Genomic DNA, 22,266 nt, shown 5'->3' with positions numbered 1-22,266 from the left:
TGGATGATAAAAATAATATGATCTCCACTTCAAATTATTGGGGAGAATTCGGTGGATTAATATTTTTCAGGAAAAATTATTTGAAAAGCTTAATAAAAAAGCCGGGGGGGAATGATGTCGATACTTCGTGCAATCCATTTGTTATTTTATGGAATTTAAGGGTGACTGGACGCTTATAATTAAAAGGTTAAACTTTTACAGGCACGGGGTATCAAAAGTGCGGATGAGAAAAGCATCCATGTATCCGGCAATCCATTTTAAACTGTCGAATTATCGGGAAAAAAATCCTTGGATATAAGCATAGCTTCAATAATTGAAGGTTTATATCTTTACATATTTTGTAATGTGCTGGTTTTTTTATAAAGAGTCGTTTATAATGGTAAAAGCCTGAAGGACGTTAAAATATTTAGTGACTGCCATCCGAAGTCACACCAAAAAATTACGGTAATATTTATTGGATTAAGACGTGCAGTTCCTATATATTTGTTATAGGTGCGCTGAACATTCGAGACGGGCGAAACTCTGTTATTTTTTCAAAGGCTTGTTCATAAGCTAAAGAAGTGTTCTGGATAATAGTTATGGATGTGACAAAAGGTGGTTTTCACAATCTTGACTATCCAAGTGAAAGAATGCTATTATAAGGTTTCCGATTTTCCGTCTTTTGTAAGTTTGTAAAAATTTATATAAATAAACCACTAGATTAATAGAGGTGAAAGCATGAATAATTTTCTTAAAAAAAGCCGGCATTTATTTGCAAATAACATACTAGGCTTTTTCTTTATTGCGGTAGTCTTGTTTTGGATAAAAACGTATATTGGATATCGAGTTGAATTTAACTTAGGTATTGAAAATGGCCTGCAACAGTTCTTACTGTTTATAAATCCGATTAGTTCAGCCATTTTATTCTTTGGCTTGGCACTATTGGCTAGAGGCAAAAAATCGTTTAAATGGATCATCAGGTTGAACCTATTGATGTCCTTATGGTTATTCTTCAATATTGTATACTACCGGTCATTTACCGATTTCATTACATTGCCAACCTTGACGCAAGTGCAAAACGCCGGGGATTTGGGGCCGAGTATTTTAGAATTATTTAAAGGCCATGATGTATTTTATTTCCTTGATACGGTTCTTTTGATCCTGTTGTACAGATTCAAAGACTTTAAAGTGGAAGACTTTAAAGTCAAACGCCGTACAGTTGGAATGGTTTACCTAGCGGGACTTGCAATTTTCGCCATCAATTTGGGACTTGCTGAAAAGGATCGCCCGCAATTGTTATCAAGAACATTCGACCGGAACTATATCGTCAAATACTTGGGCATGTTCAACTATACGGTTTATGATGCCGTTCAGAATACTAAAACATACGCCCAGCGTGCGACTGCAAACAGCACGGATATCGCCGAAGTCGTCAACTATACGAAGGCAACAAGCGCTGAGCCGAATCCTAAGTATTTTGGTGCAGCCAAAGGCAAGAATGTCATCTACCTGCATTTGGAATCGATGCAGAATTTTCTTATCGATTATAAGTTGAATGGGGAAGAAGTAACTCCATTTTTGAACTCACTTGCACATGATAAATCAGATTTCATGCACTTTGATAATTTCTTCCATCAAGTAGGCCAAGGGAAAACGGCGGATGCCGAATTCATGCTTGAAAATTCCCTGTTCGGCTTACCACAGGGGGCAGCATTCACAAACCGTTCCCAAAATACGTATCAAGCAGCGCCAGCTATTTTAGGAGAACAAGGATACACATCCGCTGTGTTCCATGGTAATTACAAATCTTTCTGGAACCGGGATAATATGTATAAGTCTCTAGGTTTTAATCAGTTCTTCGATGCAAACCATTATAATATGGAAAATAAAGAGGAAGTACTAAGTTATGGATTAATGGATAAGCCGTTCTTTAAGGAATCGATTCCAATGTTAGAAACGCTTAAACAGCCTTTCTATACAAAATTCATAACGGTATCCCATCATTTCCCATATGCGATGGACCAGGAAAAAGCAACAATCGGTAAGCATACGACAGGCGATGCTTCCGTTGATAGTTACTTCCAAACTGCACGCTATGCCGATGAGGCGCTTAAAGAGTTTTTCGATTATCTGAAGGAATCCGGTCTATATGATAACTCGGTAATCGTTATGTATGGTGATCATTATGGTATTTCCGAAAACCATAAAGAAGCCATGTCAAAAGTGCTTGGCAAGGATGTTGGCGCATTTGAGAATGCCCAATTGCAACGTGTACCATTATTGATTCATGTTCCAGGTGTTGAAGGCGGGGAAATGCACCAATACGGTGGACAGATTGACCTTCTCCCGACTTTATTGCATCTGTTAGGAATTGAATCTAAGGATTATGTACAATTCGGTTCCGATTTATTGTCAAAAGATCATAATGAAGTGGTGCCTTTCAGGAATGGTGATTTTGTAACACCGGATGTCACTTCCATTAAAGGGAAATACTACGATACTAAAACGGGAGAATTGGTCGAGGAAAATGATGCCATCCTCAATTATAAAACGAGAGCTGAAACGATGCTCAATTTATCCGACCAAGTAGTGAATGGCGACTTACTTCGTTTCTATACTCCAAACGGCTTTAAACCGATTGATCCAGCTGATTATGATTACACATATGATGAAGAAGGTTCTAAGGAAGAAAAGTCCGATAAATAAGGCTAATGAAAGAACAGGCAGGAAGCCATCGCTTCCTGCCTGTTTTTTTTATGCGTCATCCTTTATTGGTCATCATGGCAATATACTTTCTGATTTCATCAGGCTTCCCTGCATATTTTTCAGCACGCTGATCGTCTTTCATGATTTTATCCTTGGCTTTGACCAGGATTTCTTCACCCTTATCTTTGGGCACGACCACTACTCCATCTATGTCCCCTATGATGATGTCCCCTGGATATACGGTGACACCTCCACATGATATGGGCACATTGGTTTCTCCTACCCCTGCCTTGCCGCTTGAGGCAACCGTCGCCCCTTTGCTGAATACAGGGAAATTCAATTCTTTAATGGCTTCAAGGTCGCGAATGACCCCATCGACTACGAGGCCGCCTATTTCCATGGTCTGCATCATGCCGACAACAAAGTCTCCTGCTATTGCCCGGTATGTATCACCCTTGCTGTCAACGACAATTATATCCCCAGGCTTGGCTTCACCGATCGCTTTTAACACAGCAGAATTATCACCGACGGGAATCTTTACGGTCAAAGCTCGTCCGGCCAAACGAAATTCTTCCTTTAAGGGTTTTATTGCCGAATCAAGATTGCTTAACCCTTCCATTGCATCTGAAATCGCCGTGGTGGGCAAATTCCTGAACTGTTGAATAAGATTATCCATGACTATGATTCCTCCTTTAGAGTAAATGAATATCGCCTAATTATACACAAATTTCTTAATTTTCTAATAGTTTTCAGCTTGATAAAATGGTAAGTGTTGTTCTGTCTGTTCACCGGTTCATAACCGAACTGCGAATTTTTAAGAAATGAAGGCACCATTTTTCATTTTTAATAGGATGTGCTTGAAGGAGTGATGAATATGCCATGGCAACAAAAAATAAGCTATTTAATAGGTCAGCCTGTTGGGATTTCATTAACGAATGGACAAGGGACGTCAGGTGTTTAGTGTGGTACTTCAGGTGAAAAGCTTCTTGTGAATATATGTATCAAGCACAATTCGCCTTAAAACAATACGATTTTTATATGATTCAGGATATAAATGCATTTCCACCCTGTCAGAACACACAACCATTAAATTAATGAAAAGACCGATGGGGCTTCAGGCTTTTGATAAACTCGATGAAAATCGAATTTGTCTAAAGTTATTTTACGGTTTGTACAATTTGAACGTTGAACTTCTGGTAGCCTCCTCTGCGGCTTCTGTGCCTGCCGGTTCTTTCTGGACGCGCATTTCCGCAGGAGTCTCGCACACCTGCACCAATTGTTTTAACTCTTTGACAGAACCCTTTTGCCTACAGTCTTGATTGGTTGATTAAAACTTAAGGTGATTGCTCAACCCTTCCATTGCATCAGAAATCGCCGTAGTGGGCAAATTCCTGAACTGTTTTGTAAACTAATAGTTTTCTGTAGTATGGTAAATGTAGTGTAATTAACATCTGAAGGGGGAGGGAAGCTCAGCTGTCACAAGGGGGTTAAAGGCAAATTCCGTTTTAATCAATCGATTGATTAAACTTTGAAGAGATTGAAATCCAGGATAGGAACAGTCCTAGCAATATTAATGGTCGGGCTTCCATGGCAGTTTGATCCGTACAGGAGAACATTCTTCTGAAGCAAGGGTAGAATGCTGGTGCATATCCTCGGTTTTTATCTGATCTGGATGGGGGTGTCAGCGAAGAAATCCATAACACAGCCAGTGTGCAGGGGATACTTGCAATCTTCAAAGCAGGAGCAGAATCAAGACAGATGTTGCCAATGTAAGCCAAAGGGGGCTGAAAACTTCTGGATGAATGATTAAAAAAATGATTCCTGCAATCGTGGCAGCCTGCTGTATGGTCATATGTCTAATGAAGTGGATTCCAGCTTTAAAACAGGCTTTAAGAAGAGGCATTTGATTCATTTTCATTCCTCCTTTTACTTTCAATAATATGACCAGGCATAAAAGAAAATACATGGGGATTCGTTTTCTGCTCAATTATTACGGGTATAGTAAAGGTAAAATAAAAGGAGGAATCTAGGTGATCATTGTATATATTAGTCTTGCCCTCTTTATCGGATCGATTATTTATTTAGCGTTTTTTGCTTTTAAAACATTTAAGGATTCCAAACCGACAATTGAAAATGTGACTCAAACCGTTACACGCATCCAGGCCAAAGCGGACCAGATTAAATCGGAAACGGACCAACTCGCCATGACACAGCAGGAAATCACTGAAGATGTTGAATATAAAAAAGAGGCTGTCCAATATACGGTTGAGGCGGCTAAAGAAATACCTGAACCCTTTAAGAATATTTGGTTTTCAATAAAAGGTGACAAGTGGAAGCTTAGAAACAGAAGCGATGCATAAGTGTTTGACCGATCTGAAATGTACATGATATAGTATGGAAATACTATGTTTCTAGGGTTCCTCGGTTGAATGTTACCGGAATGGTCCAAGAGAAACGCGCAGGAATCTGCGTACACGGAGGGAAAAAAGCCCGGGAGGTTATGAAAGATGACCTCCCGGGCTTTTTCTGTAATTGGAGGGGAAAAAGATGGCTTGGATTCAATTGGTGATTGCAGGATTATTTGAAGTGGTATGGGCGACAAGTCTAAAGTATACCGAGGGTTTTACGAAATTATTACCTTCTATCATAACGATTGCTGGCATGGTTATTAGTTTTTATTTTTTGTCATCGGCGATAAAAACTCTGCCTATGGGAACAGCGTATGCAATCTGGACGGGAATAGGGGCTCTTGGGGCTGTTCTGGTAGGCATCATCGTTTTTAACGAGCCTAAGGATGCGATGCGATTGGTATTCGCCGGTTTTATTTTGGTTGGAATTATCGGCTTGAAGGTCACCTCTTCTGAATAATCTGCCCACTCCTCGCAAATAGTAATGTTAAATGAATTTTTGAGGAGTGAAGATATGAATTATAAAGCGATAGTATCAAGTGTAATGATGGCTTTAGTGATTACAGGTTGTGGAACGAATGATAAAGAAGGTGCCAGTGAAAATCTTGGCCTGAATCGTACTCATCAGGATAATTTGGATAATCCGATGAATGTAAGCGACACAAGGCAAAATGTCAATAATGACAATAATGATAATGGCGTAAACGGTATGAGGGTCTCCGAGGAAATCTCAAATCGAGTCGAAGCTTTGAAGGAAGTAAGTAACGCAAAGGTCATCGTGACTGAAAATAATGCCTATGTAGGCGCAGTATTAAAAGACGGCGGAGATAAGGATATCTCGAATGACCTTAAAGAAAGGGTTGCTGATGCAGTAAGGGGAGCGGATCCATCTGTAGACCAAGTTTATGTGTCGGCAAATCCGGACTTTGTTCAAAGAATGGATAGGTATGCGAATGATATCGAGAATGGAAAACCTGTTGAAGGATTTGCTGAAGAGTTCCGTGAACTTGTAACACGGATCTTTCCAAGTTCAAGATAATTGGGAAATTAAGGAGTGGAGACTTATCCGGTGGATCCCGGATAGGTCTTTTCCTATTTTTAAGATATCTGTGGAACATGACTAACTTTAAATAGGGTGGTTACAATAATCGAATGAACGAAAAACTTGTATGGGGGGTGGGGTGGTGAGGTTATTTAAGGGCAAGAGGGAAATGGATTCAGGATCCTTTCAGGTTACTTCCAAGGATTTTCAGGAACTCCTTAAAAAGTTTAAAGCATCTGATGATTTCCTTACCTTCCAATTCCCGAATGATGATGGCTATATCATCTCCTACTTCAATTCACTGGTCAGTGTACAACAGCTCCATGAACAAGTATTGGCGGTCATGTCGAATCAGCCAAAGAAGGTCCTTAAGCAACTAAAAGGCGATATTCCGATGGAAGATATGAAATTGACGGCTGATTTAAAAGACATTCAAAGATTGGTTTTGGCAGGATCGATCATGATTCAATACAAGCAAGATGATGAAATGTGTTTGCTCATTCCGTGTGTTCACAGTGTGAAAAGGCAAATTTCCACACCTGAGTCAGAGTATACGGTCGTTGGATCCAAGGAGGCGTTTGTTGAATCGCTTGATTCGAATTTGAATCTGATTCGTAACCGGTTGCCCACTCCTGAATTGCAGTCCAAGGAATTTAGGGTCGGGAGCATTTCGCAAACAAGGGTAGCGGTACTTTACATAGATGGGGTGGTAAATCAACAGAACATCAAGACGGTCATACAGAGAATAGAAGATATAGAATATGATACAATCGTCGATATTTCGTTCGTAAGCCAGATGATCACGGATAATCGGAATTCGATGTTCCCGCAATTGATTGATACGGAGCGGCCTGATCATCTGGCCAGTGTATTATCGGAAGGGAAAATAGGGATCATGCTGGATGGATCTCCTCATGCATTGGTTGGTCCCAATACCATCATTTCATTCTTCTCGTCATTTGAAGATTATTTTCAAATTTGGAATCTCGGCACTTCATTCCGTTTGATTCGGCTTTTCGCCGTTCTGTTTTCCGTTTTGTCATCACCTTTGTATGTGGCCGTTTTAACCTATCATTATCAAGTGATCCCAACGGATTTGCTGCCAATCTTAATATCATCCAGGGGAGTGATCCCTTTTCCGCCGATCTTGGAAGCGATCGTGCTGGAAGGGACGATCGAATTGCTGAGGGAAGCGGCGGTCAGGCTGCCTGCCAAGGTTGGCTCCACCATCGGTATTGTTGGCGGTATAGTCATCGGTACAGCCGCTGTGGAAGCGGGATTTGTCAGTAATGTCTTGTTGATGCTTGTCGCTTTGGCTGCCTTGGCTTCATTTACGGTGCCGATTTACCAAATCAGCAATACGATTCGCCTTATCCGCTTTCCCTTTCTAATTGCTGCCCAGTTATACGGACTGTTTGGAATAGCTTTATGCAGTGCATTCATTTTAAGTCATTTATTGAAATTGACTTCGCTTGGCAGTCCTTATTTAGACCCGCTGTACCCGTTAAGAATTCATGACTTTAAAGATAGTCTGATTCGCCTCCCTTTTTCAAAGCAGAAAAAACGCCCGCAGTTTCTACGGACGGAAAATCCACTAAGGATAAGGAAAGAGGCGGAAAAACGAAACACCCGTAATGATATCGATGAATAAGGAAGTAGAAAGCGGTGAGAAGGAATGGAAGTCAAACCAAATGAAACAAAACAAATATCTCCATTTTTTGTTTTTTTCCTCATGCCCGGCATGCAGATTGGAGTAGGGATATTGGGGTTTGAACGGATCATAGCGAAAGAGGCTGGCCAAGACGCATGGATATCGGTCCTGATATCAGGGTTAATCATAAATGTTCTGCTTTGGATGTGTTTCAAGCTTTTGGGCAGGGGCCCCCAAACTCTTGATTTGGTTGCCATCCACAAGGATTTGTTCGGTAAATGGGTCGGAAATGCTTTCAATATTTTATTCATCTTCTACTTTATCATGATTTCCATCATTCTTATCAGGACTTATTTAGAAGTCATTCAGGTTTGGATGTTCCCTGGTGTCAATGTCCTGATGCTGATAACCATCATCCTTATTCTCGTGTATAACTTTGTGGAGGGAGGTTTCAGGGTCATTACCGGTTTTTGCATAATCGGCCTTATTATCGCATCGCCATTATTCCTTTTGAATTATTTCCCTTTGAAGTACGCCCACTTTGAAAATTTGGGTCCTTTGCTTGACCATTCTTTTTTGGAAATCATGAAGGCATGTAAGAAAATGACCCTGAATTACCTTGGTTTTGAATTAATCCTCATTTATTATCCTTTCATTAAAAATCGTGAAAAATCTCAAAAGTGGGCCCACTTAGGGGCGTTGTTCACTATGGTGATATATGTAGTATCCATACTTGTCTCATTAGCCTACTATCATCAAGATCAGCTGAAAGATGTAATTTGGGCAACTTTGACGTTATGGAAAATTGTAGACCTTCCATTCATTGAAAGGTTCGAATACATAGGGATTTCCGTTTGGCTGTTCATGGTGCTGCCGAATGTTTGCCTAGGGGTTTGGGCAGCAAGCAGGACAGCGAAAAGAGTATTCGGATTTAGACAAAAAAAGATGATGGTTCTCATTCTGATCATCATCTTGGTTTTCTGCATTTTTTTGGATAACCGCTATAGGATCGATAAGTTTAACACGATCAGTTCGCAAATTGGTTTTTATATCGTTTATTTGTATCTTCCCCTCTTATTCATATGGCAGTCGATCGTCTATAAAGTCAGGGGGCATAAATCATGAAAATCAAACTTCTCTTATTAACATTAGCGAGCTTTTTGATGACGGCCTGCGGCGTGGAAAAGCAAATATTAGAAGATATATTAATTGCTGAAGTCGTAGGTTATGATGATGCCGGAGACAAGAAAATCAAAGGTACGGTCGTGGTCAGCGTTCCCCAGCCTGGGGAGGAAGCAGATCTGGGAAAAGAAGTATATGAAGCGGACTCCCATGATATAAAGGCGGCCCGCCAGCAGGAAAATGCAAAAACACCATACCCGATTGTCGGCGGGAGACTGACAGTCACTCTATATGGTGAGGAATTGGCAAGTAAGGGATTGAATGATTATGTCGATACATATAGGCGTGACCCAATGGTGGGAAGGGATTTGTATTTAGCGGTCGTTCATGGCAAAGCGGAGGATGTAGTTAAAATGGAGCCGAAGTTGATTAAAACTCCAGGGGTTCAAGTGAAGGAGCTGATCGAACAGAATGTAAGGACCAATTTGCCTGATGTAGATCTTCACAGGTATTTATATGCGTGTCATGGTAACGGGATCGATCCGGTCTTGCCCTTATTGGAAACTACAGGAGATCAAATACGGGTAAGGGGAATCGCCTTGTTTAAAAAGGATCGTTATATTGGTAAATATATACCTTATGAAGAAGGCTTCTTATATAAGGTCCTTAGTGAAAATTTTAAGCTGGGGAGTTATGGAATTAAATGGAAGGAAAATGACTTTACCGATATCAATAACGTGGAGTCACGTGTCCATTATCATATTTCGAATGCCAATCAAGACCCTAAGGTCAGGATTGAAGTGAAAATGAAAGCGAGTCTGCTAGAGGTCCAAGGCTATGATTTGGGCAAAGAGGTCGACCTGAATAAAATAGAGGCCAGGGCCGAGCGGGTCATTGGTAAAAAATTAAATGAGATGGTAACCATGTTTCAGGAGAACCATATAGATCCGCTTGCACTCGGTGATCATGCTAAAAGTAAAACAAGAAATTTTGATCAAAAGCATTGGGAGGAGACATATCCCGATGTTCCAATCGAGGTCGATCTGGATATTGAAATGATTCAAACGGGAATAGCTGAATAAAAGTAGAATATTCTGGAGTTCCCCCCTTTATAATAGGGTATTGGTGTAAGGGTTGTGTCAATGCGGCTAAAAAGGGGGAAAAGCATGGACAAAGCATGGTGGAAAGAGGCAGTTGTGTATCAAGTGTATCCAAGGAGTTTTATGGATAGTGATGGCGATGGTATTGGTGATATAAACGGGATTTTGATGAAGCTCGATTATTTACAAGAGCTGGGTGTGAACGTGATATGGCTATCACCAGTTTATCAATCTCCCAATGATGACAATGGGTACGATATCAGTGATTATAAAGCAATCATGGCTGAATTCGGGACCATGGCTGATTTCGATAGGTTGTTGAAGGCCGTTCATGAACGTGGAATGAAGATCATGATGGACCTCGTGGTCAATCATTCTTCAGATGAACATCCATGGTTCGAGGAATCCCGATCCTCAAAGGATAATCCGAAACGTGATTATTATATTTGGAAACCTGGCAGGAATGGAAAAGAGCCAAATAATTGGGAGTCGATTTTCAAAGGTTCAGCATGGGAATATGATGAAAGAACCGATGAATATTATTTACATTTATTCAGCAGGAAACAACCGGATTTAAACTGGGAGAATCCTAAGCTCCGTGAAGAAGTCTACAGCATCATGACTTGGTGGCTGGATAAGGGTGTCGATGGCTTCCGGATGGATGTCATCAATTTCCTTTCAAAAGATCAAAGCTACTCAGATGGATCCGTTCATCATGAGAAGCAGTATGGTGATGGAAGCCCCTTTTTCCTGAATGGCCCGCGCATACATGAGTTTCTGCAGGAAATCAATCAACGGGCCCTTTCTGGGCATGACGTGATTACGGTTGGGGAGATGCCAGGCGTCACGCCGGAGGAAGCGCAATTGTTCACAGGTAAAGATCGTGGTGAGCTACATATGGTCTTTCAATTCGAACATATGGATTTGGGGAAGGGACCAGAAGGGAAATGGAGTAACGATAAATGGAAGCTAACCGATTTAAAGCGAATCCTCTCCAAGTGGCAGACTGGTTTGGAGAGGGATGGCTGGAACAGTTTATACTGGAACAACCATGATCAGCCCCGGGTTGTCTCGAGGTTTGGTAATGATGGAAAATATCGTATTGAAAGCGCAAAGATGCTTGCCGCTTGTCTTCATATGCTGCAAGGTACACCTTATATATATCAAGGGGAAGAGCTGGGCATGACCAATGTTGCATTTGAAAGCATCGATGAATACAGGGATATCGAAACATTGAATTCATATGACGAACTCGTCCATTCACATGGATGGTCAAAAGAGCGGATGATGTCAGCCATCCACGCCCGCAGCCGGGATAATGCGAGGACACCGATTCAGTGGAATGACTCCCGGAACGCAGGATTCACGAACGGGACCCCTTGGATTAAGGTTAATCCCAATTTTCCCGAGATTAATGCAGAAAAGGCTTACAATGATCCGAATTCCATTTTTCACTTTTATAAAAAGCTTATCCAACTGCGCAAGGAACATGATATCGTCGTTTATGGCCGTTTTGAACTGCTGTTGCCGGATGATGAACGAATATTTGCCTACACGAGATCGTTTGAGGAAGAGAAGTTATTGGTGCTATGCAACTTTAAAGAAGAGCAGGCCTCTTATACTTTGCCTGAAGAGCTGCATGCACATTCTGCCACAAAGCTGATCGGCAATTATGGTCAGGAGGAAGAAGGAATCTCCAGCAAACCCCTGCAACCATATGAATGCCGTGTTTATCATTTGAAATGAAAAAAGGACCTGTCCTTCTCCGGTTAGGGAAGAACAGGTCCTTTGCGTATTATTTTGATTTAAGGTCACATTCCTCTAGCGGAATGATTTTCGTTTTATGCTTAATTTTATAGCCGAACCATAGGACGAAAAATAGAATCAAGCCAATGTAGGAAACGAACATTGAATTCCAGTCGATCCCATCGCTGCTGAAAGCCTGATAGCCTTGTCCGATGATAATGATAATACAAAGGACAAGTGCGAATATAGGCCCGAATGGGAAGCCTTTTGCCCGGAATGGTAGAGCATTCATATCAAGGCCTTGAGCTGCGTAAGCTTTGCGGAACCGATAATGGGCAATCGCAATCCCTACCCAAGTGACGAATCCTGCCATGCCTGAAGCGTTCAATAACCAGATATAAACGACGCCATCCCCGAAAAATGAAGCTAAGAATGCAACGCACCCAACTAATGAAGTCACGATAAGTGCATTCACGGGCACTCCTCTTTTATCTAACTTACCTAGGAATTTCGGTGCTTTCCCATCACGTGCCAAGTCCCATAACATACGGGTTGAAGCATACATGCCAGAGTTACCGGCAGAGAGTACGGATGATAAAATGATCGCGTTCATGATGGATGCAGCAAATGCAAGGCCGGCCCGTTCAAATACAAGCGTGAATGGACTTACGGCAACATCTTGACTCAATAAACGTGAATCCGTAAACGGAATGATCATTCCAATAACGAAAATTGCAAGGATATAGAACAAGAGGATGCGCCAGAAAACGGATCTGATTGCTTTAGGGATATTTTTTTCTGGATCTTCACTTTCCCCAGCAGTCACTCCAAGCAATTCCGTTCCTTGGAATGAAAAGCCGGCAGCCATGAATACGCCTAGAATCGTGAAGAACCCTCCGTTAAAGGGACCTTCGCCCATTGTGAAATTGGAAAAACCGATTGGGTCATTTCCACCCATGATTCCGAGAATGATCAGAACACCCGTAATCAAGAAAATGACGACTGTCACGACCTTGATCATGGCAAACCAGAATTCTGTTTCCCCGAAACCTTTAACGGACATGTAATTGATAAGAAACATAATGATTAACGCAATGGCACTCCAGATAAATGAAGGGCTATCCGGGAACCAGAACTTCATAATTAAGACAACGGCTGCCAATTCGGCGGCAATGGTGATTGCCCAGTTATACCAGTAGTTCCAACCAATCGCAAAACCGAAGGACGGATCGACGAATTTGGATGCATAGACACGGAACGAACCGGCCACTGGCATGAACGCCGCCATTTCTGCAAGACTTGTCATTAAGTAATAAACCATGATGCCGATGACCGCATATGCCACCAAGGCACCGCCGGGACCGGCTGAATGAATGGCACCGCCACTTGCTAAAAATAAACCTGTTCCAATCGTTCCACCTAATGAAATCATCATTAAATGACGCGCTTTCAGGCTCCTTTTCAATTCAGTAGGGCTTGATGCTGATTGTGAATTTGACAATTGATGTTACACTCCTTTTTATTGGAAGGGAACGAAAAATAAAAAAACAGCAGTCGAAAAAGATCGACGGCTGTTTATAATAAACCCGTTTATCCTTCCGAAGATAGCTCCCCACGCTTTTTTAAAAACGTGACAGTGGTGTTCCTATTCGGTTACACCGCCAGCAAGAATATACATGGAATATACCCTAACTTCGGCAACTTATCCTTTCAAACGGAGTCTTTAATTTTCCAGAATCTCGTCCGTTTTACTTTTATAAGCTGCAGCCTCTAACTCATCGGTAAATGAGGAAGTATTCAATTTTCTAAAATCGTTGGCGTCAGTTTGTAGGTGACGTCTGACGATTTCACTCATGAAATTCATGCAATCGCTAATAGATTGCTAGTAATTGAGTAAACTTTACTATATCAAAATTATAAAATAACTTCTGGGATATCGCAATGATTATTTTATGTGGTTATTTTTTCCTAGTTAATGAATGATGGCAGTAAGGAAGAATCAAGTGACGATGTACTAAAATATAGCACATCCTGATAACTAAACGGTTTTCCTTTTTATTAGGGCATAGTCCAGTTTTACATGTTTGACCTCTTCAGGATTCTCAAAGAGATCCACTGCCATTTTCCCGATCCATTCCAGCGGTAAGGAAATGGTCGTGATGTCGAGCATTTCGCCAAGGCTATCATTATTGAAGCCGAGAATGGCCACATCTTCCGGTACCCTAATACCCAATTTCTTAGCGGTAAGAATGAAGCCCGCCGCCGTGTCATCATTCGTGATGATGATGGCTTCAGGTTTATCCATAATCGAATTCCATTCCTGAAACAATTGTTCACCGTCCTTAATGTGATAACTGCCTTCAAACAGCCATTCTTTATTGTTTATCAGTTGATGTTTACTCATGATATCGTTAAAGGCCTTTGTACGATGGGAACTGTTTCTGCTCTTTTTACGGCCGAGGCTGTATCCGATTTTCTTATATCCTTTAGCAATCACGTACTCAAGGGCACAGGAGAAAGCTGCATAATGATCAATGCTGATGGATGAGAATTCAGCCTGGGCGGTATCTTCACATAAAATAATCGGTCCGTATTTTTGATAATCCAAGAGGATTTTCATTTCCGAAATCCTTGAACAAACGATAATGCCATCGAGCTGCTTCATTTGCAGCATATTAAAAGCCTGGATCTCTTTCTCCCTGTCATAATTTGTTTGAAAGATGACGATATGACAGCCAATTGCATTTGCCTGTTTTGTGATTCCGTTAACGATTGCCCCGTAATATGGGTGATTGTTGAAGGGGATGATGACGCCGATAAGGTTGGTTTTTCCTTTTGAAAGATGGATGGCGTTGATGTTTCTCGTATAATTCAAACGATTGATCGCTTCTAGGACGCTCTTTCTTTTATCGGGGCTTACATAAGGATGATCATTCAATACACGAGACACTGTTGAGACAGATACACCAGCACATTGAGCTATTTCTTTAATATTTGTCATGGTATCACCGTTTTTCTTTTTTTATATTGTACAGTATGAAACCCATTTCATGGCAAGGGAACAGTGGGGACTGCTGAAGATTTCTGCAAATAGGGTCTTGTTATGGTATTGGTTTCATCCTTTAAGATTGGTCTAAGTCTTAGAGGAGGAGGAAAACATGATGTTCCAAACTTTAATCACCCTGTTTTTGCTTTGCGGAATCGAATTGGGATTTGCGTACTTGGCCATTTCCTTGAAACAGGAGAAATGAGTGGCAATGCCCGTCAAGAAGTCCGCGGCTTTACGCGTGGAAATCGCGTTTATTCGTGAATTTCACGTCGTTCAGAAATAGCTCCCCCTAGTTATGTTCACCAGTAAAACTCCACAATATAAATATAATTTCATCATACGGAATGACTGACTGTCAGGAAGCTGCCTAGTGGGGCCTCCTGACAGTTTTTGCTGTGTGTAAAAGTCATTCGCCTTTTTGAAATGTTTAAAAATAGTTGCACTTTTTTTGTATATTTGTGTATAGTATAAAATAAGTTGTGTAGAGGAAACTTTTTAGCGTTTGCGACAATGAAAAAAATTTACACTTAATTTTGCACATGGCAAACTATTTTAGAAAGATGAAAAAGGGAGGGAATATGGATGGGTTTTCTTAAATCTATTGGAGGCGTGATTGCTGCATTGCTGGTTTTAACGGGGTGCGGCAATGATACGGCCGAAAGCGATAATGACAATGGCAAGCTGGATGTCGTTACAACAACGGGAATGATTGGGGATTTGGTTGAGAATATCGGCGGTAAACATGTCGAGGTCACAAGTTTAATGGGACCGGGAGTCGACCCCCATCTATATAAAGCGACGCAGGGTGATGTGAAGACATTGGATTCGGCTGATATGATTTTTTATAACGGATTGCATCTTGAGGGGAAAATGACGGATATATTTGAAATGATGAGCAAGGATAAACCGACGATTGCCGTAACGGAAGACTTCAAGGAGAACCAACTTCGCAAAGTGGGTGCAAAGGAGCATGATCCCCACGTATGGTTTGATGTAAAGCTTTGGATCGTTGCGGCGGAGGCAGTTAAGAAAGAATTGATTGCCAAGGACCCGGACCATGAAGCGGAGTATCGTGAAAATTATGAGGAGTACATTCTGCAATTGGAGGAACTTGATAAATATGTCCATGAGGAAATCAATAAAGTACCAGAAGACCAACGGGTGCTCGTTACGGCACATGATGCTTTTGGGTACTACGGGCAGTCATATGGCCTGGACGTAAGAGGGCTCCAAGGGATCAATACATTATCGGAATATGGATCGAAAGATGTGACGGATATGCGGAACTATCTTGTGGAGAACAAAATAAAAGCGATTTTTATAGAGTCAAGCGTACCGAGGAAGGCTATCGAGGCTGTCATTCAAGGAGCAGGTAAGCAGGGCCACAAAGTGGAAATCGGCGGTGAATTGTTCTCGGATGCCATGGGTGAAAGAGGGACGGAAGAAGGAACGTATATCGGAATGGTCCGTCATAACACGGACACCATCGTCCGTGCTTTGAAATAGGGGGGAGAAACTATGAATCAAGCAGCTTTGAAGGTCGAGAATTTAACGATTGCTTATCATAAGAAGCCGGTTGTCGAAGATGTCTCATTTGAGGTGCCGGAGGGGAATTTAATCGGAATCATAGGCCCCAATGGAGCAGGGAAGTCCACTTTGATAAAGGGGATACTCGAATTGATCCCGAAAATATCGGGGCACATCACGATCAAGGGCTCTACTTATAAATCGATGAGGAAGAGCATCGGCTATGTACCACAGCGGGAGTCAGTGGATTGGGATTTTCCGACCAACGCACTTGATGTCGTGATGATGGGCAGATATGGTCATCTCGGATGGCTGAGGCGACCAGGGAAGTCCGAAAGGCATAAGGGGATGGAGTGCCTGGAGAAGGTGGGGATGGCTGAATACGCAAACCGCCAGATCAGCCAGCTATCAGGCGGACAGCAGCAACGGATATTCCTGGCCCGGGCATTGGCACAGGAAGCGGATATTTATTTTATGGATGAACCGTTCGTAGGGGTGGATGCCGCAACAGAGAAAGCGATCATACAATTGCTGATGGAATTGAAGGAAAAAGGCAAAACCGTTCTGGTTGTGCACCATGACCTATCCACCGTGAAGGAATATTTCGACTGGACGATGTTATTGAATAAGAAGGTGATGAAAATAGGTCCGACAGAAGAAGTGTTCATTCCCGAATACCTACAGGCAACATATGGAGGCCGCCTAGCGATACTATCAGACACAAAGTCCGGCCTTTTATTAAAATGAGGTGTACACGATGAATATAATGGACATTATCACCGATCCAAATACAAGGTGGATATTGCTTGGCACGATGCTCCTCGGATTAAGCAGCGGGGTCATCGGCAGCTTTGCCTACCTCAGAAAGCAGTCTTTGCTTGGTGACACGCTCGCACATGCAGCGTTACCCGGTATCTGTGTCGCCTTCATGTTAACTGGAGTGAAATCCACTTCTTACTTTTTGATAGGTGCCGCCCTGGCTGGCTTAGTCGCTGTCTTCTTGATCAGTATGCTTACGAGATACAGTAAGATCAAGCAGGATGCGGCCTTGGGAATCGTCTTATCTTCTTTCTTTGGTTTCGGAATTGTGATGCTTACGCAAATCCAGCAGAGCGAGTATGGAAACCAGAGTGGATTGGACACCTTTTTATTCGGACAGACGGCGTCAATGGTCATGTCCGATGTATATATGATGATGACGGTTTCCTTCATTCTCATTTTCACTTGTACCGTATTTTTTAAAGAATTCAAATTACTGTCCTTTGATTCCGGGTTTGCTAAGGGGCTGGGATTGCCGGTGGTTTTTCTGGATTATTTCATCATGATGCTGATCGTGGCGGCTGTAGTGATCGGTATCCAGGCTGTAGGCGTCGTATTGATGGCATCTTTACTGATAACACCAGCGGTATCCGCAAGATATTGGACGGAGCGCCTGCACATCATGGTCATCCTGTCTGGTATATTCGGAATGTTGAGCGGTGTGTCTGGAACGTTGATCAGTACATCTGTCAATGATTTGCCGACAGGACCGTTAATTGTCTTATCCGCGACGGTATGGTTTTTCTTTTCCATGCTTTTTGCACCTAAACGCGGAGTGCTTTCATCTATATGGAGAAGGGTTTCGACAAAAAAGAAATATTCTCTCGAACAGGATAGAAGGAAAGGGAGCCACTCATCATGAATGATTTTTGGATTATCTTAGTCGGAGCATTAGTGGCGGGTTCTTGCAGTGTATTAGGGTGTTTTTTGATAGTCAGGAAAATGACGTTGATTGGGGATGCAATCAGTCATTCCGTTTTGCCGGGAATCGTATTGGCATTTTTAATAACCGGAACCCGTGATTCGGTTCCAATGCTGATCGGGGCTGCTGCGCTCGGCTTGCTTACCGTGTTCTTGATCCAGCTTTTCCAATCGTCGGGCGTTCAATCCGACGCTGCTATCGGGATTGTATTCACTTCCCTTTTTGCAACGGGGATCGTACTTGTGAGCTTGTACACGCAACAAATAGATTTTGACCTGGAACATGTCCTTTATGGGGAAATAGCCTATACTCCGTGGAACACGATGACAATCGGGGGAATCGAGGCTGGACCAAAAGCTGTTTGGATAGTCGGCAGTTGTTTTATCCTGAACCTCATACTGATTTTCCTTTTCTTCAAACAGTTTAAACTCGTTTCATTTGATCCAGCACTTGCTGCCGCGATGGGAATTCCTGTACTGTTCTTTCATTACTTATTGATGAGCCTCATTTCACTGACAACTGTTGCTTCTTTTGATAGTGTAGGTTCCATTTTAGTAGTTGGAATGCTCATCATACCTGCGGCAACGGCCTATCTGCTGTCAGACCGTTTAAGCCGCATGATATTGGTCAGTATCGGGGTCGGGGGGCTGAGTTCCGTCATCGGCTACTATTCAGCCACCATTTTGGATGCCTCGATATCAGGTTGCATGGTGGGGTCGGCCGCCATATTATTCGGATTGGCCTTTCTCTTCTCCCCAGGCAATGGATTGGTCAGCCTATTGCTGAAACGGAGAAAATCAAAGGAATCACACGCATAGCTCCCATGCCTGCAGGCTTCATGGAAATAACTCCATGAAGCCTGTAAACTATTCTTCTATATAGTTGTGATTTTATTTGTTTAAAGTATAATGAATAAGTGTATTTATAGATGTATCGCAGGAGCCTTTTTAAGGGAGAGTTAAGTATGGAAGAACAAAATAAATTTTCATCGCGAATAGATTTTTCTTTGGTCACAATATTGCTGTTATTATGCGTTGGAAGCTGCCTGGCAATCTATAGTGCCCAAACGACTGGACAGTACGCTGAAAACTTCTTAATTAAACAAATTTTTTGGTATATAGTGGGGATTGGAATCGTATTAGGGTTCATTACACTGGATTCGGACCAACTGAAAAAAATCTCTTGGTACGCCTATGGATTCGGATTGTTTTTGCTATTTTTGCTGATCATTATGCCGGAAAGCATCGTTCCTGTTCGGAATGGTGCGAAAAGTTGGTTCATCATTCCGGGAATCGGTTCGATTCAGCCATCGGAGTTCATGAAGGTTTTCCTGATTTTGGCTCTAGCCAATGTCATATCGAACCATCATCTAAAAAACACGCTGAAAACGATTCAAACGGATATTTGGCTGCTTATTAAAATCGGTCTTGTGACCGGTGCGCCCTTAATGTTAATCATGCAACAGCCGGATTTGGGCACCTCGCTTGTCATCATGTCAATCATGCTCGGAATGATTTTCATATCAGGGATATCATGGAAGATCCTGCTGCCAATCGTTTCGGGAGGAATTGTCGTCGCTTCAACGGTCCTTTACTTTGTTATTTGGAAGCCGGAGATCCTGGTAAAATACTTAGGGGTAAAAACCTATCAATTCGGACGTATCTATTCTTGGCTGGATCCATATAATTATGCCAGCTCCGAAGGGTATCACCTAACAAGATCCTTACTGGCCATTGGCTCCGGTCAGACAACGGGCAAGGGAATCGGTTCGAGGGAAGTGTATTTGCCTGAGAGTCATTCGGATTTCATTTTTAGCATCATCGGTGAAGAATTCGGCTTCATCGGATCAAGTATCATCATTTCCTTGTTTTTCCTATTGATTTACCACATAACAAAAACGGGAATGGACACGAAAAATAACTTCTATACATATATCTGTGTTGGCGTTATAAGCATGTTGACGTTCCACGTTTTTCAAAATATCGGCATGACTGTAGGCCTTTTGCCGATTACGGGGATTCCGCTTCCATTTGTCAGTTATGGAGGAAGCTCGCTCATGGGGAACATGATGGCGATGGGCTTAATATTCAGCATTCGGTATCACTATAAGAAGTATATGTTTTCCACGGATATCTAATAATAAAGCCGGCCCCCGATGGGCCGGCTTTATTTGTAGCAAAAAAACAAAAGGAGCAGAATCCACCCCCCTGAATGTTTGTTTATTGAATGTTCGTTCCAGATGGAAATTGATTTTTATAACCGGAAAATTGTTGATGCGATTGGCTTAAGCTGGAAGCTTGCGCCTTTTCTAAACTATACCAGCCTTTTTCGAACATAAGGTTATAGAGTTCACGCTGCATCTCCTGATTTTCTTTGGAAATGGAGAAAATGTCTTGGAATAATGCTTGATTGCTCATTTCATGCAGGGCAACGGAAAGGGAGTTACAAAAGTACTTTTCAGTTGTGAGCATATCATTTATAAAATCCCTGTCATTCATTTGCGGTGTTTTTGCCACGGGAGATTCAGGGTTTTGGACTTTGTTTTCATTGGGCATCAAGAACCCTCCTTTATTGATATTGTTGTTGACTCTGATTTTGGTCCGGGTTCAAATGTTTCAAAATGGTATCGTAATGGCGTTGATGCATGAGTCCGCACCGATTTAACGCATCAATGATTTGCGGGTCCTTACATTGTGTGGCAAAAAAATGTGCTTTTTTAACCGCATTCAGATTCCATGCAAGCATATCGGTCAAGTATAAGCTATCTTTCACCGAAACCATCTCCGGCGGCTGTTTCATAAAGCCGGTCGACTGCTGTTGGCTATTAAACGAATTTTGCTGTTCCATCATTCTACCTCCTCATGTGTTCTTTAATCGGGCTTAATTTTCCCTTCATGAAATTTTTTATTCTTGATTCTAAATATCTGAAAAATGAATTAAATGGTAAAATAATCTTGTGCATCTATTTTCCAAAATGATTTGGAGGGGAATGCAGATGGAAAGGATTTTGAAAAATCTATTCCTTTTTTTATCAAAGAATAAAGCTATGACACAGGCAGCGAAAAAATACGGGCTGCGGTTTGGTGCATCTCGCTTCGTGGCAGGAGAATCCTTGGATATGGCATGTGATGTGATTGCTGAACTTAACCGGAAGGGGCTTGCTGTCACCATTGATTATTTGGGTGAATTCATTGAAGATGAACAAGAAGCAGGGAAGATGGCAGAAGAGTGCATCGAAGCCATCCGGATGATTGGCACAAATGAACTGGACTCACAGTTATCCCTGAAGCTGACCTCGATGGGCTTGGATGTGTCCGAACAAGTCGTAATGAATAACATGCGGAGAATCTTGGATGAAGCTAGAGCCCATCGAGTTTTCGTGACGCTTGATATGGAAGATTTTCCGCGCTGTCAGCCGACTTTGGATGTATTCAAAACCCTTAAGACTGAATATAATGAATTGGGGACTGTCATTCAAGCTTATCTGTATCGTACTGAGAGGGATATTGAAGAGCTGGATGCATACCAACCGAATTTAAGGCTTGTTAAAGGGGCTTATAAAGAACCAAGGGACGTGGCTTTTCCTGAAAAAAAAGATGTGGATGGGAATTTCAAGAAAATCATCAAGAAGCATATGCAAAATGGAAATTACACAGCCGTTGCCACACATGATGATAGTATCATTGATTATACGAGGGACCTAGTCAAAGATCAGGGAATACCCCGGGATTCATTTGAATTTCAAATGTTATATGGCATCCGCACTGAAAAGCAGCTTGAACTTGCTAAAGAAGGATATAAGGTAAGGGTGTATGTTCCTTATGGTACGGATTGGTATGGATATTTCATGCGCCGCCTTGCGGAGAGGCCAGCCAATATTGCTTTCGTTTTAAAAGGCCTATTCAAGAAATAGGAAGCGAGAGCCGCCCCGGAAAAGGGACGGCTGCTCAAATCAAGAAGGATTATCTTTTGAACTGATTGTTCTGGCTGTTCACTTTATTGATTCCATGTTGACGTTCAGCGCCAGGGCCGGCATTGCCTTTAACACTTGCTGCGCTCACGGCTGCTTTAGAAGGATTATCTTTACGCTTCATTATATAAGTCACCTCCTGCCCGGTTATTTTTTACTGAACGGAGGAGAAATAACCGAAAGAACGCGGAGAAAAAAAAATATTTTTTCCTGTTTAATCATTGC

21 protein-coding genes, 1 pseudogene and 2 riboswitches are annotated in these 22,266 nt (G+C 42.0%); of the genes and pseudogenes, 15 read left to right on the top strand and 7 right to left on the bottom strand.

Annotation, left to right across the window (positions count from 1 at the left end):
- The first annotated feature begins 717 nt into the window (after positions 1-717).
- A complete protein-coding gene (gene ltaS / locus AC0VX1_RS24940; protein ID WP_475469483.1) occupies positions 718-2,685 on the top strand; it encodes a lipoteichoic acid synthase in 1,968 nt (655 codons plus the stop codon).
- A 55-nt stretch (positions 2,686-2,740) separates the two neighbouring features.
- Here the strand turns inward: ltaS and AC0VX1_RS24935 are convergent, their stop codons facing one another.
- A complete protein-coding gene (locus AC0VX1_RS24935) occupies positions 2,741-3,361 on the bottom strand; it encodes an RraA family protein (RefSeq protein ID WP_475469482.1) in 621 nt (206 codons plus the stop codon).
- Positions 3,362-3,559: 198 nt separating this feature from the next.
- Here AC0VX1_RS24935 and AC0VX1_RS24930 point away from each other — a divergent pair.
- Positions 3,560-3,780 (top strand): annotated as a pseudogene (locus AC0VX1_RS24930) (hypothetical protein).
- A 637-nt stretch (positions 3,781-4,417) separates the two neighbouring features.
- Here the strand turns inward: AC0VX1_RS24930 and AC0VX1_RS24925 are convergent.
- A complete protein-coding gene (locus tag AC0VX1_RS24925; RefSeq protein ID WP_034310080.1) occupies positions 4,418-4,597 on the bottom strand; it encodes a hypothetical protein in 180 nt (59 codons plus the stop codon).
- 118 nt (positions 4,598-4,715) lie between these two features.
- Between AC0VX1_RS24925 and AC0VX1_RS24920 the strand changes: the two genes are divergently transcribed.
- The 7 genes from AC0VX1_RS24920 to AC0VX1_RS24890 all read left to right on the top strand — a co-directional run bounded on the left by AC0VX1_RS24920 (position 4,716) and on the right by AC0VX1_RS24890 (position 11,754).
- Entirely contained in the window at positions 4,716-5,045 is a 330-nt protein-coding gene (locus AC0VX1_RS24920; protein WP_413021759.1) for a DUF948 domain-containing protein, read from the top strand.
- 40 nt (positions 5,046-5,085) lie between these two features.
- A riboswitch (guanidine-I (ykkC/yxkD leader) is annotated at positions 5,086-5,184 on the top strand.
- A gap of 48 nt (positions 5,185-5,232) precedes the next feature.
- On the top strand, positions 5,233-5,553 hold the full coding sequence (gene sugE, locus AC0VX1_RS24915; RefSeq protein ID WP_034310082.1) for a quaternary ammonium compound efflux SMR transporter SugE: 321 nt from the start codon (positions 5,233-5,235) through the stop codon (positions 5,551-5,553).
- Between the two features lie 54 nt (positions 5,554-5,607).
- Positions 5,608-6,132, top strand: coding sequence for a YhcN/YlaJ family sporulation lipoprotein (locus tag AC0VX1_RS24910; RefSeq protein ID WP_475469481.1), 525 nt, complete (start codon positions 5,608-5,610; stop codon positions 6,130-6,132).
- Positions 6,133-6,277: 145 nt separating this feature from the next.
- Positions 6,278-7,786, top strand: a complete 1,509-nt coding sequence (locus AC0VX1_RS24905; protein ID WP_278088640.1) for a spore germination protein — start codon at positions 6,278-6,280, stop codon at positions 7,784-7,786.
- Between the two features lie 24 nt (positions 7,787-7,810).
- On the top strand, positions 7,811-8,911 hold the full coding sequence (locus tag AC0VX1_RS24900) for a GerAB/ArcD/ProY family transporter (RefSeq protein WP_063574737.1): 1,101 nt from the start codon (positions 7,811-7,813) through the stop codon (positions 8,909-8,911).
- Positions 8,908-9,990: a Ger(x)C family spore germination protein gene (locus AC0VX1_RS24895; RefSeq protein ID WP_475469480.1), complete on the top strand. Its 1,083-nt coding sequence runs from the start codon at positions 8,908-8,910 to the stop codon at positions 9,988-9,990. The genes AC0VX1_RS24900 and AC0VX1_RS24895 overlap by 4 nt, the downstream gene beginning before the upstream one ends.
- An 84-nt stretch (positions 9,991-10,074) precedes the next feature.
- Positions 10,075-11,754, top strand: a complete 1,680-nt coding sequence (locus tag AC0VX1_RS24890) for a glycoside hydrolase family 13 protein (protein WP_413007972.1) — start codon at positions 10,075-10,077, stop codon at positions 11,752-11,754.
- 49 nt (positions 11,755-11,803) lie between these two features.
- Here AC0VX1_RS24890 and AC0VX1_RS24885 read toward each other — a convergent pair whose 3' ends face one another.
- Positions 11,804-13,255, bottom strand: a complete 1,452-nt coding sequence (locus AC0VX1_RS24885) for an amino acid permease (protein ID WP_413007974.1) — start codon at positions 13,253-13,255, stop codon at positions 11,804-11,806.
- Positions 13,256-13,351: 96 nt separating this feature from the next.
- Positions 13,352-13,535: riboswitch (Lysine riboswitch) on the bottom strand.
- Positions 13,536-13,792: 257 nt separating this feature from the next.
- Positions 13,793-14,755, bottom strand: coding sequence for a LacI family DNA-binding transcriptional regulator (locus AC0VX1_RS24880; RefSeq protein ID WP_475469479.1), 963 nt, complete (start codon positions 14,753-14,755; stop codon positions 13,793-13,795).
- Positions 14,756-15,385: 630 nt separating this feature from the next.
- Here AC0VX1_RS24880 and AC0VX1_RS24875 point away from each other — a divergent pair.
- From AC0VX1_RS24875 to AC0VX1_RS24855, 5 genes are all read left to right on the top strand, one after another.
- Entirely contained in the window at positions 15,386-16,309 is a 924-nt protein-coding gene (locus tag AC0VX1_RS24875; RefSeq protein ID WP_475469478.1) for a metal ABC transporter solute-binding protein, Zn/Mn family, read from the top strand.
- A 12-nt stretch (positions 16,310-16,321) separates the two neighbouring features.
- Entirely contained in the window at positions 16,322-17,077 is a 756-nt protein-coding gene (locus tag AC0VX1_RS24870; RefSeq protein WP_413007980.1) for a metal ABC transporter ATP-binding protein, read from the top strand.
- 10 nt (positions 17,078-17,087) lie between these two features.
- Complete coding sequence (locus AC0VX1_RS24865; protein WP_475469476.1) at positions 17,088-18,011, top strand: metal ABC transporter permease; 924 nt, start codon at positions 17,088-17,090, stop codon at positions 18,009-18,011.
- Complete coding sequence (locus AC0VX1_RS24860) at positions 18,008-18,889, top strand: metal ABC transporter permease (RefSeq protein ID WP_106027060.1); 882 nt, start codon at positions 18,008-18,010, stop codon at positions 18,887-18,889. The genes AC0VX1_RS24865 and AC0VX1_RS24860 overlap by 4 nt, the downstream gene beginning before the upstream one ends.
- 146 nt (positions 18,890-19,035) lie before the next feature.
- Positions 19,036-20,208, top strand: a complete 1,173-nt coding sequence (locus AC0VX1_RS24855; RefSeq protein WP_063574744.1) for an FtsW/RodA/SpoVE family cell cycle protein — start codon at positions 19,036-19,038, stop codon at positions 20,206-20,208.
- An 82-nt stretch (positions 20,209-20,290) separates the two neighbouring features.
- On the opposite strand, the gene AC0VX1_RS24850 is transcribed toward AC0VX1_RS24855, so the two are convergent.
- Both AC0VX1_RS24850 and AC0VX1_RS24845 read right to left on the bottom strand, forming a co-directional pair.
- Complete coding sequence (locus AC0VX1_RS24850) at positions 20,291-20,626, bottom strand: spore coat protein (RefSeq protein WP_063574745.1); 336 nt, start codon at positions 20,624-20,626, stop codon at positions 20,291-20,293.
- Between the two features lie 13 nt (positions 20,627-20,639).
- Positions 20,640-20,918: a hypothetical protein gene (locus AC0VX1_RS24845; RefSeq protein ID WP_034310108.1), complete on the bottom strand. Its 279-nt coding sequence runs from the start codon at positions 20,916-20,918 to the stop codon at positions 20,640-20,642.
- A gap of 148 nt (positions 20,919-21,066) precedes the next feature.
- Here AC0VX1_RS24845 and AC0VX1_RS24840 point away from each other — a divergent pair, with 148 nt between their 5' ends.
- Positions 21,067-21,984 (top strand): proline dehydrogenase family protein, encoded by a 918-nt coding sequence (locus tag AC0VX1_RS24840; RefSeq protein ID WP_475469473.1) that lies wholly within the window; start codon positions 21,067-21,069, stop codon positions 21,982-21,984.
- Positions 21,985-22,033: 49 nt separating this feature from the next.
- Here the strand turns inward: AC0VX1_RS24840 and AC0VX1_RS24835 are convergent, their stop codons facing one another.
- Positions 22,034-22,168: a YuzL family protein gene (locus AC0VX1_RS24835; protein ID WP_072273724.1), complete on the bottom strand. Its 135-nt coding sequence runs from the start codon at positions 22,166-22,168 to the stop codon at positions 22,034-22,036.
- Positions 22,169-22,266 lie beyond the last annotated feature (98 nt).

It is taken from the genome of Peribacillus sp. QJM3NY_7 (genome assembly GCF_056173225.1).
This window is presented reverse-complemented; position numbering and strand designations above follow the sequence as displayed.